The organism is Synechococcus sp. MVIR-18-1, assembly GCF_014279835.1.
GTDB lineage: Bacteria > Cyanobacteriota > Cyanobacteriia > PCC-6307 > Cyanobiaceae > Synechococcus_C.
The window spans coordinates 670,443-685,754 of sequence record NZ_CP047942.1; the positions used below are offsets into that span (position 1 = coordinate 670,443).

Annotated in this window: 12 protein-coding genes and 2 tRNA genes; 6 read left to right on the forward strand and 8 right to left on the reverse strand. The window is 49.6% G+C overall.

The window, feature by feature from the left end:
- Window positions 1–5 precede the first annotated feature (5 nt).
- Window positions 6–1,337: an FAD-binding oxidoreductase gene (locus SynMVIR181_RS03625; protein WP_186590014.1), complete on the forward strand. Its 1,332-nt coding sequence runs from the start codon at window positions 6–8 to the stop codon at window positions 1,335–1,337.
- Here the strand turns inward: SynMVIR181_RS03625 and SynMVIR181_RS03630 are convergent, their stop codons facing one another.
- The 5 genes from SynMVIR181_RS03630 to murA form a co-directional block, all read right to left on the reverse strand.
- Window positions 1,338–1,871: a pentapeptide repeat-containing protein gene (locus tag SynMVIR181_RS03630; RefSeq protein WP_186524812.1), complete on the reverse strand. Its 534-nt coding sequence runs from the start codon at window positions 1,869–1,871 to the stop codon at window positions 1,338–1,340.
- A 99-nt stretch (window positions 1,872–1,970) separates the two neighbouring features.
- A complete protein-coding gene (locus SynMVIR181_RS03635) occupies window positions 1,971–3,221 on the reverse strand; it encodes a folylpolyglutamate synthase/dihydrofolate synthase family protein (protein WP_255444411.1) in 1,251 nt (416 codons plus the stop codon).
- Window positions 3,218–4,459 carry an aspartate aminotransferase family protein gene (locus SynMVIR181_RS03640; protein ID WP_186590015.1) on the reverse strand — a complete coding sequence of 414 codons (1,242 nt, stop codon included), beginning with the start codon at window positions 4,457–4,459 and terminating at the stop codon, window positions 3,218–3,220. Before SynMVIR181_RS03640 ends, SynMVIR181_RS03635 begins: the two co-directional genes overlap by 4 nt.
- 131 nt (window positions 4,460–4,590) lie before the next feature.
- Window positions 4,591–4,672 (reverse strand) — tRNA-Leu (locus tag SynMVIR181_RS03645).
- 84 nt (window positions 4,673–4,756) lie between these two features.
- The gene (gene murA, locus SynMVIR181_RS03650) at window positions 4,757–6,055 is read right to left on the reverse strand and encodes a UDP-N-acetylglucosamine 1-carboxyvinyltransferase (RefSeq protein WP_186590016.1); all 1,299 of its coding nucleotides are present in this window, start codon (window positions 6,053–6,055) and stop codon (window positions 4,757–4,759) included.
- A gap of 150 nt (window positions 6,056–6,205) precedes the next feature.
- On the opposite strand from murA, the gene SynMVIR181_RS03655 reads away from it, so the two are divergent.
- The 5 genes from SynMVIR181_RS03655 (at window position 6,206) to trpC (ending at window position 9,780) form a co-directional block, all read left to right on the forward strand.
- Window positions 6,206–6,287: transfer RNA gene (locus tag SynMVIR181_RS03655), tRNA-Leu, on the forward strand.
- 34 nt (window positions 6,288–6,321) lie between these two features.
- Window positions 6,322–6,570, forward strand: coding sequence for a hypothetical protein (locus SynMVIR181_RS03660; protein WP_186590017.1), 249 nt, complete (start codon window positions 6,322–6,324; stop codon window positions 6,568–6,570).
- Between the two features lie 4 nt (window positions 6,571–6,574).
- Window positions 6,575–7,447: an RNA methyltransferase gene (locus SynMVIR181_RS03665; protein ID WP_186590018.1), complete on the forward strand. Its 873-nt coding sequence runs from the start codon at window positions 6,575–6,577 to the stop codon at window positions 7,445–7,447.
- Entirely contained in the window at window positions 7,444–8,886 is a 1,443-nt protein-coding gene (lpdA, locus tag SynMVIR181_RS03670) for a dihydrolipoyl dehydrogenase (protein ID WP_186590019.1), read from the forward strand. Before SynMVIR181_RS03665 ends, lpdA begins: the two co-directional genes overlap by 4 nt.
- 3 nt (window positions 8,887–8,889) lie before the next feature.
- Complete coding sequence (gene trpC / locus SynMVIR181_RS03675; RefSeq protein WP_186590020.1) at window positions 8,890–9,780, forward strand: indole-3-glycerol phosphate synthase TrpC; 891 nt, start codon at window positions 8,890–8,892, stop codon at window positions 9,778–9,780.
- A gap of 124 nt (window positions 9,781–9,904) precedes the next feature.
- On the opposite strand, the gene SynMVIR181_RS03680 is transcribed toward trpC, so the two are convergent.
- From SynMVIR181_RS03680 to SynMVIR181_RS03690, 3 genes are read right to left on the reverse strand one after another with little or no spacing between them, the layout of a single operon-like run.
- Complete coding sequence (locus tag SynMVIR181_RS03680; protein ID WP_186590021.1) at window positions 9,905–11,356, reverse strand: HlyD family type I secretion periplasmic adaptor subunit; 1,452 nt, start codon at window positions 11,354–11,356, stop codon at window positions 9,905–9,907.
- A gap of 55 nt (window positions 11,357–11,411) precedes the next feature.
- Entirely contained in the window at window positions 11,412–14,354 is a 2,943-nt protein-coding gene (locus SynMVIR181_RS03685; RefSeq protein ID WP_186590022.1) for a peptidase domain-containing ABC transporter, read from the reverse strand.
- An 11-nt stretch (window positions 14,355–14,365) separates the two neighbouring features.
- Window positions 14,366–15,226: a peptidylprolyl isomerase gene (locus SynMVIR181_RS03690; protein WP_186590023.1), complete on the reverse strand. Its 861-nt coding sequence runs from the start codon at window positions 15,224–15,226 to the stop codon at window positions 14,366–14,368.
- Window positions 15,227–15,312: the final 86 nt, after the last annotated feature.

Below are 15,312 nucleotides of genomic sequence, written 5' to 3' on the forward strand. Positions count from 1 at the left end.
TCGCCATGGTTTTCGATACTTTGCACAACGAGCTGGCAGCCATTGCTGATCTCAGCTTGCTGACGAGTCCAGCTGACTTGGATCGCTATTCCCGCGATGCCTACGACTACTCACCGGTGCTGCGAGAACAGCTCAGGCAATGCCGCGCTGATCTCGTGGTCAGTGCGGCTTCGGTGCAGGCGGTGCAAGCGGTGGCCGCGGCATGTCATCGCCATCGTGTTCCGCTCACCTTGCGTGGAGCGGGAACGGGAAATTATGGCCAGAGCGTGCCTTTAAAAGGGGGCGTGGTGCTCTTGATGGATGCGTTGCGCGAGGTGCGTTCCATCGATCCGGTGTCTGGCGTGGTGACTGTGGAATGCGGCTGCTTGATGCGCGACCTCGACCGCGCCTTGGCTGTTCATGGCCGTCAATTAAGGCTGTTTCCGAGTACTTGGCGTAGTGCCACGATCGGTGGCTTTATCGGAGGCGGATCTGGGGGAATCGGATCGGTGCGCTGGGGATTTTTGCGGGATCCTGGCCACCTCCTTGGCTTGGAGGTGGTGACGATGGAGGCCTCCCCTCGGCTGTTGCAACTGGAGGCTGCGGAGGCGGAAGCCCTCAATCACGCCTATGGCACCAATGGCATCATCACGGCGCTCACCCTCTCCTCGGCGGCGCGGGTGGCCTGGCAGGAGGTTGTTGTGGATTGTCCCGACTGGACGACGGCGGTGGAACTGGCCCTGCGTTGTGGTCAAGCTGCGCTTGAGTTGAACCTCTGCACTGTTTTGCAGTCGCCGATTGTGGATCGTCTCCCGTCGTGGAGTGGTTCCTCACGGGGACAGCACCGGTTGCTGTTGTTGGTGGCTCCCGATGGTGTGAGCACGGTTGAACGTCTGGCGAGCTCTGTTCAGGCGGAGGTGCAAGTGCTCGGGGATGAGGACAATCATCAGGGCAACGGTTTACGGGAGTTGAGCTGGAATCACACAACCCTGCATCTGCGCAATCACGATCCCAACTGGACCTACCTGCAGATGTTGTTGCCCCAGCCTGAACTGGTTTGTATGGAATCGCTCCAGCAGCGCTGGGGCGACGATCTCGTCTGGCATCTCGAGGCCGTTCGTCAGCAGGGGGCCTTCCGATTGGCGGCTCTGCCGGTGGTCTATTGGAGAGGAGCGAAGGCTCTCCAGGACTTAATCGACGACTGTCTTGCCGAGGGAGCGTTTGTGTTTAACCCCCATGTGCTCACCGTTGAGGGAGGCGGCCTGGGTGTGATTGATGGCGATCAGGTGGCAGCGAAGCATCGCCACGATCCTGATGGCTTGCTCAATCCAGGAAAGCTGGGTGGATTTCCCGAGTAGTTAGCACTCCAGGCTGTCGCGGGTGGAGACACCGCTACTGGAATTGACGCCATCAGCGTCCTGACAGAGCCGGCGTTGATCTTCCCGATCCAACAAGGCATTTGTGAAATCTGCGCCCTCGATGTCTGCACCGGCAAAGCTGCTTCCGGAGGCGATCACACCAATGAGCAAGGCGTCGCGAAGATCCGTTTTGGAGAAATCGGCACGATCCATCAAGGCATCACTCAGATCGGCGCCATGGAAATTTGCCTCTGAAAATTCTGCTTGGGTAAAGATCGTCCCTTGGAGGTTGGCGCCGCTGAAATCTGCACCTTTACCCGTCGCTCCTGCAAAGGATGTGTTGAACAGGTTCTGGCCATGAAAATCACTACCGCTTTGGTTGGTCAGGGTGTAATCCACGCGCTCTTGGAACAAGGCTCGATCTTGGAGCCCCACACCGGTAGAGGTATCGAGAGCGATGACAGGGAATGGCAGAGCTGTTATGAACGCCAGCAGAGCAATCGCGAAGATTGAGCGCAAAGTCCGATAGCGCATGACAGGTGCATCGATAGCTGACCTCACTCTGCCTTTAATCCGGACGCTTTGAATGCATCGCTGCTGAACCATCTGCCGATGAGGGTTGCGTGGAGATCTTTATCTCTTGGGCTCTTTCAGCACTCCCTTTGCTAACAACGATCCGATCAAATACAAGGAGCCTGCAATCACAGGCGCTGGCTTCGGACTGTCTGCATCGTTCTTGAACAGGTTGACGAGAACGTCCTCCACGCAGGAGGCGCTCCTTAGTTGATGCGCATGCGATGGGCAGATCTCGCTCAATTGATCGGCTGTCCAGCTGACATGCCCTGGCACCGGCACGATCCAGGCTTCGTCGTTTGGCTCCACCAAAATCCTGAGCATTTCCGGGGCTTGCTTGTGGCCCTGAATGCCAAGAATCCAGATCTGCTGCTGCCCTGACTGGCTCCAGCTACGACGCTCGAGCGCGAGCTGCTCGGCTGCATCGGGGTTGTGGGCTCCATCCACGCGCACAGAGTGGTGGTTCCAGTGCAACGTTTGAAGCCGTCCAGGCCAACGGGCTTGGGCCAGCCCTCGCCGGATCTGCTCCTCTGTGATCGTGCTGCCAAGGGCATTCATTCGTCGCAGCGCCGCACGTGCCACGGCTCCGTTACGCCGTTGCAGGTGTCCAGAGAGCCCAAGCTCCCACTCGTCGGTGAGCGGCTTCACCCACTCCAGCGTGGCGCCCATGTCTTGGCTGCGCTCCTCCAAGACTTTGGTCACCGCATCGTGTTGAGGGGCACTAATCACATGGGCTCCAGGGCCGATCACCGCTGCTTTTTCGCTGCTGATCGCCGTTAAGGAGTGCCCGAGATGTTCGCAGTGATCCATTCCGATCGAGCCAATGGCGATAAGAGGTCGATTGGGATGGGCTGTTGTGGCATCCAGCCGCCCTCCAAGACCTGCTTCTAAAACGAGCCAATCCAGGGCGTTGGCTTCAAAATGAACAAGGGCTGCCGTGATCAGCTGCTCGAACGGGGTCAGGTTGTGATGCTGCGCCACCGGTTGGAGTTGTTTTAGACGTTGGCGTAGTTGAGCCAGCTCAATCTGCTGCTGATTCACGCAAATCCGTTCACACCAACTCGTGAGATGCGGAGACGTGGTGAGGCCAGAGCGCAGACCTGCTGCCGTCAGCCCGCTGTGAATCATGCAGGCGATCGAGCCTTTGCCATTGGTTCCGACCACCTGCACGGCGGGAACACCAGCGCAGGGGTTGGCTAGAGCGGCAAGAGCTGCCTGCATCCGCTCAAGCGATAAATCCATTCCCCGCTGCTCAAAGGGAGAGAGCAGATCCGCCAACTCATCAAGGGGATCCAGCTTGGAGCGGGTCACGTGTTCAGCAGTTCCAGCGTCCGTTCCAGGCGGGAGAGCAGCTCGTTCACCTCTCGGCGATCGATCACTAAGGGGGGAACCATCCGCACCACCTTGGCTCCGGCAGGAACGAGCAAGAGTTTTTGCGCTAAGGCCGCTTTCACAACATCAGCAGCATTGAGATTGCAGTCCTCTCGTAGGACCAAACCCTGCAGTAAGCCCCAACCGCGGGCATTCTCGAGTTGTTGAGGGAAGCGTTGGATGAGTTGGTTGAGTCCAGCTCTTAATTGCGCACCCCGTTCTGAAACGTTGCGGAGCAGCTGTTTCCGTTCCAATTCTCGGGCGACGGTCAGACCAGCGCGACAAGCAAAGGGGTTGCCACCAAACGTGCTGGCGTGATCTCCAGGTGTGAACAGGTCGGCGTGCTCGGTGGTTAGCAGGGCACCGATCGCATGGCCACCACCAAGGCCTTTCGCCAAGGTGATCACGTCGGGTTTGACATCCAGTTGCTCGTAGCCCCAGAGCTTGCCGCTGCGACCCATTCCCACTTGAACTTCGTCAAAGATCAAGAGAATGTTGCGTTCATCACAGTGGCGACGCATCGCACGGAACACCTCGGGATCACCTGGATTCACACCGCCCTCGCCTTGGAGCGGCTCGATCAGGACAGCGCAAACCCGAGGGCCATGGGCCTCTAGGCGGTTTAAAAGCTGTTCAAAACTCTGGATGTCGTTGTAAGTGAAGGTCTCAAACCCCTCCACCATCGGCTCAAATCCCACGTGATAACGGGGTTGTCCTGTGGCACTCACCGCTGCAAGCGTGCGGCCATGGAAGCTTGCGGCCGCCGTCAAGATCACGGGCCGTTCAATTCCTCGGCGTTGATGGCCATGCTTGCGGGCCAATTTGATGGCCGCTTCATTGGCTTCCGCACCAGAATTGCAAAAGAACACACTGTCTGCGCAGCTGTTGTTCACGAGCCAACGGGCTAGCTCTTCCTGCTCAGGAATCTCATAAAGATTGGAGACGTGCTGGAGGCGGCTGAGCTGATCCTTCAGCGCACGCCGCAGTGCGGGGTTGCTATGGCCGAGGGTGCAAGTGGCAATCCCAGCCACGGCATCGAGGTAGCGATGGCCTTTGTGGTCACGGACCCAGCAACCTTTCCCACGCACCAGGGTGAGCGGGTAACGGTTGTAGGTCCCCATCACAGCAGTGGGGGGTGGCTCAGTGATGCCAGTGGCTTTTGGGGATGTGTCTACCATTTCGCCCGACTGTGAACCAGTGGCTTTCGTTGTTCCATTGAAGCTGACCGCCCTGAATGGAGTGGGTCACGCATCAAAAAACAGCCCATTGATTTGCCCATTCAATGGGTGGGATCATCCCGATTCGGTCATACAGGTGGTCGGACTTGAACCGACAAGGGTTTCCCCGCCGCATTTTGAGTGCGGTGCGTCTACCAATTCCGCCACACCTGCTCATTCACGTCTCTAGACGCTCAAGGCCCATCAATGGATTGAGGGCTCTCTAATCACCCTACACGTTTCGAGTCTGAGACTCTCTCAGGGTGTGCGCCTGATCAATTTGGCTCCAACACGGCCAAGCTTCGCTTCGATATCGGCGTAGCCACGGTCGAGGTGGTCGAGGCCGCTCACTTGTGATTTCCCTGTTGCCACCAGTGCTGCCAACACCATGGCGGCTGAGGCTCTGAGATCGGTTCCATTGACTGGAGCCCCGCTGAGTGCGGATACGCCTTCCACAACAGCAGTGTTGCTTTGAACCCTGATGGAGGCTCCCATGCGCTGCAGCTCTGCGACATGCTGCATCCGGTTTTCGTAGATCTTCTCCGTAATCACACTCGTTCCTTGTGCCGTAGCCAGTAAGGCCATGAACGGTGCTTGCAGATCGGTAGGAAAACCAGGGAATGGTTGGGTGGTGATGTCGATGCCCCGGATCTCGCCGGGAGTGATCGTGATCCCTTCTTGATCGATATCAAGTTTGCAGCCGCAGTCGCGCAGTTTCTGCAGAACGGCACTGAGATGTTCAGGGATCACGGGAGCCACTCTTAGCTTTGAGCGGGTGATGGCAGCAGCAAGGAGGAAGGTGCCGGCCTCAATGCGGTCGGGAATCACCATGTAATCGCAACCCTTGAGTTGGTCCACACCTTCCACGGTGATGGTGGGTCCGCCAGCACCGCTGATGTTTGCGCCCATGGCAATCAACAAGTTGGCGAGATCCTGAACCTCTGGCTCCTGGGCTGCATTTGAAATCACGCTGGTGCCTCGCGCCAAGGCTGCTGCCATCAAGATGGTTTCTGTGGCGCCCACACTGGGGCAATCCAGAACGATCTCTGCACCTTTGAGACGTTGCTCCCTGCCTGGGATCGAAGCGGCAATGATGCCGTGCTCCACATTCACAACAGCTCCGAGCGCCTTCAATCCACGGATGTGTTCCACCACCGGACGCGCACCAATGCGGCATCCACCGGGGAGGGGCACCCGTGCGTGGCCCATACGGGCGAGGAGCGGGCCAATCGCAAAAAAGCTGGCGCGCAGGCCATTCACTAATTCGTATGGAGGCTCTGCTCCTGTCATCTGATCGGCATGGAGGCGCACCACCTCGCCGCTGCGTTGAACCTTGACGCCCAAGGAAGACAGGATTTCTGTCATCCCGCCAATATCCGTGAGGGGGGGGACGTTGCGGAGGGTGAGAGGGTCTTCGGTCAGAAGGGAGGCCGTCATCAGCACGAGCGCTGAATTTTTCGCGCCACTCACGCGGAGCTCTCCGCTCAACTTCTCTCCACCATCAATCTCGAGGTGCGGCTTGAGAATGTCTTGAGACGCAAGAGCCGCTACCGTCATGCCCGTGGTTACTTAATTCAGGACCATATTGACCATCAAGGATGAGACCGTCTAGACGGCCGGCGCTCAAACTGGTTCTGTTGGGTTCAGATCGTGTCTGACACTCCAAAGCTGATGTCGTATGGTCATCAGGTCACGTTTGTGACGCCAGCGGTTGTGGCGGAATTGGTAGACGCGCATGTTTCAGGTACATGTGTCTTCGGACGTGGGAGTTCAAGTCTCCCTAACCGCATTAACGTGACTGGGTCAGGACTCCCAACTCCTTCATGATTGTGCTCAAGATCTCCAACTCATCGGAGGTAGTGGCTTCCAAAGTTGGCAAGTTTCTCGAATTTTTGACACCGGATTCAATTGATCAATCCACGGTGGAAGATCAAGTGATTAAAAAGTTGATTGAGAACTTGGCGGCTGAAGGCATCAAAGGTGAAATCGCTGCAGTTCAAGGCATTGATCTCGAAGGTCAGGATCTCAAGCTTCACGACGGCATGAAGGTGCGTAAGCACACGAGCTTTTGATTCGGTGTCGTTGGCAGATCAGTCAGACGAGCTGATCACCAGTCGTCGTAATCCTCTTGTGCGACGACTGCGTTCGTTGTCATCCCGTGCAGGCCGAGACGAGCATGGTGTTGTTCTTCTGGAAGGAACACATCAACTTCAAGAACTCCAGCACCGTGTTTGGCAAGAATCAGTTGCCTTTGATGTTGTTGCAACTCCTGCTTGGTTGCAGGCGCATGCTGGCTTGATTCGCTCATTGCCTGGCTCCGTGCGTGTGCAGAGGATGAGTGCTGAAGCGTTGCAAGCCGGATTAACAACGGTTCAGCCCGATGGTGTTGCCTGCTTGCTGCCGTTGTCTTGCTTGCCTACAGCGGTTCCGGCTCCCGACTTTGTTCTGGCGCTGGATCGCATTCAGGATCCAGGCAACCTTGGTACCTTGCTTCGCACCGCTCGGGCCGCTGACATTCAGCAGGTTTGGTGCGCATCCGGTGCTGATCCGTTGGCGCCAAAGGTGGTGCGATCGTCGGCTGGAGCGATCTTGAACCTGCCGGTCGAGCGCTTTGGTCCTGATCCAGCGGAAGGGGTTGTTCAACTCGCAGAACGACTCAGGCAAGCCCGCGAGGCTGGGCTTCAAATTGTGGCCACGTTGGTGCCAGATGCAGCGGCAGATTTGAGCATTCAGCCCTACTGGGAGCTGGACTGGACCCTGCCCACGGTGCTCCTGCTTGGGAATGAAGGAGCCGGTCTAGACCCGTTGTTGCAGGCCTGCTGCTCCCATGGTGTGACCCTTCCGCATAGCTCTGCTGTGGAATCTCTGAATGTGGCTGCTGCTGCGGTCCCTCTGCTTTTGGAGAGGCGACGGGCGAGAATGACGTCTTCAACGCAGAAGATCGGGTGAGCGACGCCAGTTTCGACTTCGATGTGATTGTCATTGGCGCCGGATATGGCGGCTTTGATGCAGCCAAACATGCAGCCGATCATGGCCTCAAGGTGGCCGTCCTTGAATCCCGCGACATGGGAGGCACCTGCGTTAATCGTGGCTGTGTCCCCTCCAAAGCCTTATTGGCTGCCAGTGGCCGCGTGCGCGAGCTGGCTGATGCAGAGCATCTCGCGGGGTTTGGAATTCATGCGGCCCCAGTGCGTTTTGAGCGCAAGAAGATTGCTGATCACGCCAATCAACTGGTGGCCACGATTCGGGCCAATCTCACCAAAACCTTGGAGCGGGCAGGGGTCACCATCCTTCGTGGTCAAGGTCGGCTTGAGGGGCCTCAACGCGTTGGGGTGCGTGAGCTCAGCGGAGTGGACCGGGTCTTAACCGCACGGGATGTGATCTTGGCCACGGGCTCTGATCCCTTTGTTCCCCCGGGCATCGAAACCGATGGGCGCAGTGTGTTCACCAGTGATGAGGCGGTTAATTTGGAATGGCTGCCGCGTTGGATTGCCATTATCGGCAGCGGTTATATCGGCCTGGAATTTGCGGATGTCTATACGGCTTTGGGCTGTGAAGTCACGATGATTGAGGCCTTGGATCGGGTGATGCCCACCTTTGATCCCGATATCGCCAAGCTGGCAGCGCGCAAATTGATCGATGGCCGTGATATTGATGCGCGCTCTGGAGTGTTGGCCAAATCGATTCAACCCGGATCACCGGTGCAAATTGAGCTGGTTGATATGAAGACCAGAGAGCCAGTTGAGACCTTGGAAGTGGATGCGGTGCTTGTGGCAACCGGCCGTGTGCCCAGCAGCAAGCATCTCAATCTTGAGTCTGTGGGAGTGGAGACCAATCGCGGCTTTATTCCGGTGGACGACAACATGCGCGTCTTGGTGAATGGTGTTCCTCAGCCCAATCTCTGGGCTGTTGGTGATGTCACCGGCAAGTTGATGCTTGCTCATACGGCCGCGGCACAGGGTTCAGTCGCTGTCGACAACATCCTTGGTCATCCGCGCCAAATTGATTACCGCAGCATTCCTGCTGCCACCTTTACGCATCCAGAGATCAGCTCTGTGGGCTTATCGGAAGCCGATGCCAAGGAGCTCGCAGGAGAGGAAGGTTTTGAGCTGGGTACCGTACGCAGCTATTTCAAAGCCAATTCCAAAGCGCTTGCTGAATTGGAAAGTGATGGCGTGATGAAGTTGTTGTTCAACAAAACCAGTGGGGAGGTCCTTGGGGCCCACATCTTCGGTTTGCATGCCGCTGATCTGATCCAGGAGATTGCGAATGCGGTGTCTCGTCGTCAAAGCGTGACCCAACTCGCCAATGAGGTGCACACGCATCCAACGCTCAGTGAAGTGGTGGAAGTGGCCTATAAGCAGGCGGCTTCAGCGGTGGGGGGCTGAGTCATGGAGATCCGTCGTCGTCCGCCCAATCCCAAGGTGCAAGTTGCGCATTTGGAGTATGCCGTTCCTGATCAGGACGGCGAACCTCGCAACATTCTTGAAAAAATTGTTTGGGAGAAAGATCGCGAGATCGCTGTTGCCCGTGAGCGCATGCCCTTGGAGCAGTTGCGCCGCAAGGTGGCCGACTTGCCTCCAGCCCGTGATTTTCTGGCCGCGTTAAGCACTGCAGCGGTGAGCCCTGCTGTGATTGCTGAGGTGAAAAAAGCGAGTCCCAGCAAAGGAGTCATTCGAGAGGATTTTGATCCAGTCACGATTGCGAAGGCTTACGCGTCAGGTGGGGCGAGCTGTCTTTCGGTGCTCACCGATAAAGCCTTTTTTCAGGGTGGTTTCAATGTGTTGATTGAGGTGCGCGAAGCCGTGGATCTTCCACTGCTTTGTAAGGACTTCATCCTTAGCCCTTATCAGCTGTATCAGGCGCGGGCGGCTGGAGCCGATGCCGCTTTACTGATTGCGGCGATCCTCACCGATCAAGATCTGGCCTATTTCTCCAAGGTGGCTGCAGCCCTAAGTCTCACGGTGTTGGTGGAGGTGCATGACGCTGAAGAGTTGCAGCGGGTGTTGGCCCTCGGTGGATTCCCATTGATCGGCATCAACAATCGGGATCTCACCAGCTTTGAAACGGATTTAGCAACAACCGAAACGCTCACGGCCCAGTTCGCTGAGCCATTGGCGGAGCAGCAGATTCTTTTGGTGAGCGAATCGGGACTGTTCCATCGCGCTGATCTCGATCGTGTTCAAGCCGCTGGAGCACAGGCTGTTTTGGTGGGAGAAGCCCTGATGCGTGAAACAGATGTGGAGTCTGCATTACAAAATTTAATCTCACCTTGCAAATAAATGGATCATGAAAGTGATTCTCTGCATTACAAAATTTTGCCAATATAATCTCTGCCGTATTGATAAGTAACTTGACAATTGCGAACAACTTTTGCATGATAAAAGCTGCTTTATGGTTTTGACCTTAAAGCTTTTCTAGGTTGTCCCAGAAGGGCAATATTCTTTGTGTAAAGATTGCAATAACAGGCCTCTGGCGCAAGATTATATTTGCATTGACGGACATTCCAGACACTAAAGGAAGACTTGTTCCTTTATAGGTAAGGCTTTTGGACAATAAATTAACAGTAATAGGAAAACGATAGAAATTAAATTGCTGATCCGGTTCTAAGACGTCTGAACCAATCGACTTAATTTCTCCATCTAACTCGCCAAATTCATTATAAGGAAATGCATCTACTCTAACCTTTACCTTCTGCTTTATTTTTAAGAATCCAATATCCTTATTTGGAATAAAGACTCTGGCAACCAGATTATCGGTTGGAACAATTTTTAAGATAGGACGCTCATTGTTTACAACATATCCTGGAGTACTTGCTTGTAGATCAAAGACGATTCCTTCTTTTGGAGCCTTTAAAGCCTGATACGTCAGTGTGAGCTTTGTTTCACTTATTTGATTCGTAAGCTGGGCAACTTGCTTCTCTGTTTCTTCTACTTTTGTTGAAAAGTCAATAAGACTAAGAGATTTAGTATTATCTAGTTTGTTACGAGCTTCTTCAACTCCTGCTTTCCCTCGTTCGATATTGGCAATAAGGCTTTGAACCTCTCCACGAATTAACTCAACTTCTTGAAGCTCTTTAAGATATTGGGATCTAGCCATAGCACCTGCTTGTGCAAGAGGTGTAATATCAGAAAGAATTCCTTCTCGTATTACAAGTGCTTTTTGTTTTGCCTCCAGTTGCTTTGTGACAGATTTTAATTGTGCCTCAGCCTGTTGTACAGAATTGATTGATGCGCTAATTCTACTGTTAAACTCATCTTTAAGTGCAGAAAGCTTAAGTTTTTGATTCTTGCTAAGGTTGGTATTGTCAATATCTACACCGAGTTGACTTTTGCTTAATAGTAAATCAACTAGTGTGCGTTTTCTCACTTCAACAAGAGCTTCTAGCCGTGCTTTTGCAGCAGTTGTATCTAATTCGAGTAATATTTGCCCTTCTTGAACTAGTTCACCTTCTTTTACGAGAATATTTTTAATAACACCTCCCATCGGTGCTTTAACGTCAATCGTAGTACCTAAAGGCTCTAACTTACCATTGGCAGTAACAGTTTCATCTACACGGGCAAACATAGCCCAAGTAATTCCGAAACCGGCAACACTTACTAAGGTCCATATAATATATCTATTCCAGCGGTTACTGGAATTCAAAGCAGCCCATTCTGTACTTCCTTCTTCATATGTTATCTTTTCAACAACTCGCTCACTTGTTTTATGAATTTGTGGGACTACCGAATGAATTATCCATAATCTTATAGACTTAGAATATTCTTTGAATTGGGTATTTAAATGGTTATTCAAAGTCTTTCCTTTAACTGTCTCCGCTCTTTCTACTCGTATTGTTTTTTGATCGGCATTATTCATAAATAAAGCTCAATGTGGGTAATAGTTGACAGATAATGCATATAATATAAGTAATTTAAGTGTTGCCTTGTTGATTAAATAGGGCAAAGTATCGACCTTTAAGCTCTAGGAGCTCTTCATGTGTCCCTACTTCGTCAACTTGACCTTGATGCATCATGACAATTTTATCAGCATGCACAATCGAGTTTAAACGATGAGTAATGAAAAGTACTGTTTTCCCACGAAAATATTCCATCAGATTCAAGGAGACAAGTCGCTCAGTTTGATAATCAAGAGCAGATGTTGCTTCATCCATAATTAGGAGCCTTGGATTTTGCAGAACAGTTCTAGCAATTGCTATTCTTTGACGTTGGCCACCACTTAATGCACCACCTCTTTCTCCAACTGATGATGCATAACCACTTGGGAGAGACATGATGAATTCGTGTGCACATGCAACTTTGGCCGCAGCAATGACTTCATCACTTGTTGCTTCTGGGTTGGAAAGTGAAATATTGTCTTGTACAGAACCTTCAAAAAGTAACGAGTCTTGAGGCACTATGCCGATCTGAGATCGTAATGAATAAAGCTCAACTTTAGCAATATCCATTGAGTCAACTAAAATCCTCCCTGCATTTGGTTCATATAACCGAGTTAATAACTTCGTAAGAGTAGATTTTCCTGAACCGGATTGACCTACAATAGCGGCAAACTCGCCAGCTGAAATATCAAGGTCAACCTGAGTGAGTTGAAGTGGACCTTGTTTCCCAAATCTAAACGATAGCTCTTCATAAGTTATATTTCCTTGAATCTCAGCCAATGGAATGTTTTTTTGATCAGTTTCTGTTGACTCTTGAGGAGTGTCTATAATATCAGCAAGTCTCTCAAGAGAAATCGAAGTCTGTTGAAAGCTTTGATATAAACCTGAAAGTCTAAGCAGTGGAGTTGTAACATATCCTGCTATTATTCTAAATGCAATGAGCTGACCCAAAGTTAATTCACCCTTTAAGACTAAATATGCACCGACACAAAGAACACTCAGAGATGATATTTGATTAAAAAATTGCGTAAGACCGTTGGCTGTTGTAGATGTCACTGCGTTCCTGAATCCTTCAGCAACGTAATCACTATATCTTTCTTTCCATTTCCATCTTGCTTTTAACTCAAAGTTTTGTGCCTTGACAGTCTGAATACCAGTCAATATTTCTATCAAATGATTCTGCGTATTTGCATTTAAATTCGCCTTTGATCGTAGTTGGCTCCGAATAACAGGTGATAGTGAAAATGTTAACAGAGCGAGAATAGGAGCAACCAAAAGAGCTACTATCGTAAGCACCCAACTATAAACAAGCATTATTATAATATATACAACAGAAAATACTGCATCCATAATTACTGTTAAAGCCGTACCGGTAAGAAAAGATCTAATCTGCTCTAACTCCCCTAGCCTTGAGGACAGCTCCCCTACTGGACGCTTATCAAAATATGTTAGAGGCAGCCTAAGTAAATGATCTATGACTTGTTCTCCCAGTGAAATATCAATTCTGTTAGTAGTATCGATAAATAGATTAGTTCTAACAGCCGTAAGAACATTCTCAAATAAGGAGAAAGAAAATAGTAATACTGCTAAGACTGGCAAAGTACTCATTCCATTCTGCCCAATAACCTTGTCAACAATTTGTTGAACAATAAGAGGATTCATGAGTTGAAAAATCTGCACAAAGAATGAAGCAATTAAAACTTCCAATAATGGTCTCTTATTTTTTTTAATTAATGGTAGGAACCACTTGAAATCAAATTTCTTCTGAGGCGTTCTATCAGTTTTCTGAAGAATCAAAACTGGTAGGCAGCTAGCCTCATCAGATAATGGTGTGAGATCTTCTATGGTGAGTGATTCAATTCCAAATTTCGGCCTAGCAAGCAGTAACTTACCAGTTTTGCTGGCCAATGCTACACAAAGTTCGTCATCTCTTAAATGTACTAATGAGGGTGTTTTAAGTCTACCAATTAAATTAACGGGAAGATTGAGTAATTGAGTTTTTAACCCCAATGATTCAGAAATTGCTGCACATAACTGTAGTGATACTTTTCCCTCTGTTTTACTTGACTGTTCTTCGAATATGCGTTTTAGTATATCAACTTTTATAGGAAGCTTTAGTTGATCTCCAACTGTTCTAAAGCATGATATTGCTTCTGGGATATAGCCAGGAACAGATTCAAAGAAGCGATATTGAGTTTCTTTCGGAAGATTATCATTAGGTGGAGAGTCTTGGTCTGATTCAAGAATACTTGAGCTGTCTACACTCTCTGGTATATTAGATTCTTTTGTGATTTTTGGTCTGAATGAGGAGGTTCCAGCCAATGAACTTTCTGGAAAAGAGATTAACCTTAATGGTTTGGAGATTTTTGCTTGTATATCGCTAAGCTCAATTTGTGTCATAAGTGTGCCATATTCTAGTTCACCATTTTCAGCAACAATCCAATATTTGTTAGAGGAGAGTTCAAAGCTTTTTGGTGTTCCTGGAAAAATCCAATATACATTGGACTCTTGACATAGATTGTTGATCCATTTTTTTAATTCTTTTGTACTGCCTGGCAAACAAAGTCCTTGTTGTCTAATAATTAGCGGCCATAAATCTGCTGGTGTCACTCTTTGATTAAATAATAAACCAATTTCTGGATGCTTTTTCGTTATCTTATCCCATGATTGATGGCTAAGTTTCAGGAGCTTTGAATCTTCGGCCGCTGATATTGTTTCAAGTGACAGATTAGCTTGATGCGATGCCCATCCAGCTACGAATGATGATTCATATATTGCTAAAGTTAATACTTTATTCTGATCATTAGGATGTTGAACTAGTTGTCTTAACCGACCAGTTATTAGTATGTATACATGAGTCAACTGGGAATCAAAATTGATAATATATTCTCCCATCGCGAGGTCAATTTCCTCTGACACTTCATATATCTCTTCAGCTACGACATCACTGAATTGGTAGACAGTTTCGAGTACATTCATTCAGGTTAATTCTAAATATTATTATTTTTGGATCTTGAAAATCTATCCCATACTCTTTTTATGGTTGAGTTTCTATTTGTTTCTGTTTCTGATAGTTCTGCTTGAGGAGATTTTGGCGTATATAGTTCCTTTAAGTGAGAATTGTTTTCTAATACCAGAACTAACTCTTTTTTGACTTCTTTTTGTATCCAGCTGTTGTATAAGTCATTAATAATTCTCTCTTCCATTGCTTCATCAAGCTTGGCTGGCAATAATCTCTCAAGGCGCAGAATAACCCACCAACCTTGCTCTTCGAACGGCTCCCAAAGTTGCCCTTTTTTACTTATTCGTAATCGTTCTGCGATTTCTGGATTTAGTCTGCCTAGCTCTATTGGGCCGATTAATCCATTAAGCTGTTTCTCAACACCTTCAGAATAATCAGATGCTAAATCAGCAAATGTGTCTTCCTCTTCATTGATTCTTAAGTATAGTTCATAGGCTTTGGCACGTTCACTACTACGAATCATCGAATACATAGCCTGATCAAGATCATCCTTATTTTCAAGAAAAGTTGTTCCTGCTTGATTTCCAAACTTTTCTTCTTTGGATTTTTTTAATTGCAGAGCATGATACATTTGTTTACTTAGTTGTGGCTCGCTCATGCTATTTGCACTTAGCCAGATTTCTAATTGTTGTTGGTTTGAGATCTTTTCCCTCTGGAGGAATGATGTTTGGAACAGTACTTGTTCTTCTTCGGAGGGTTTAATATGGGAGCAAGATTCTTTTTGAATATATTTTTTGATCATCAATGGTAAGAGTTCTAATTCGTAAAGAAGGCTAAAAAGATCTTCTGGTTTAAATTTTTGATCAAAGATTTTCACGGTTTCTGTCATGTTCTCGGGTTCATCAGGTTGTTTTAATTAAAAAAAAGCAGACGAGAGTTAAACGTCTGCTTTTTCCTAAGTTTTTATTTAATTCA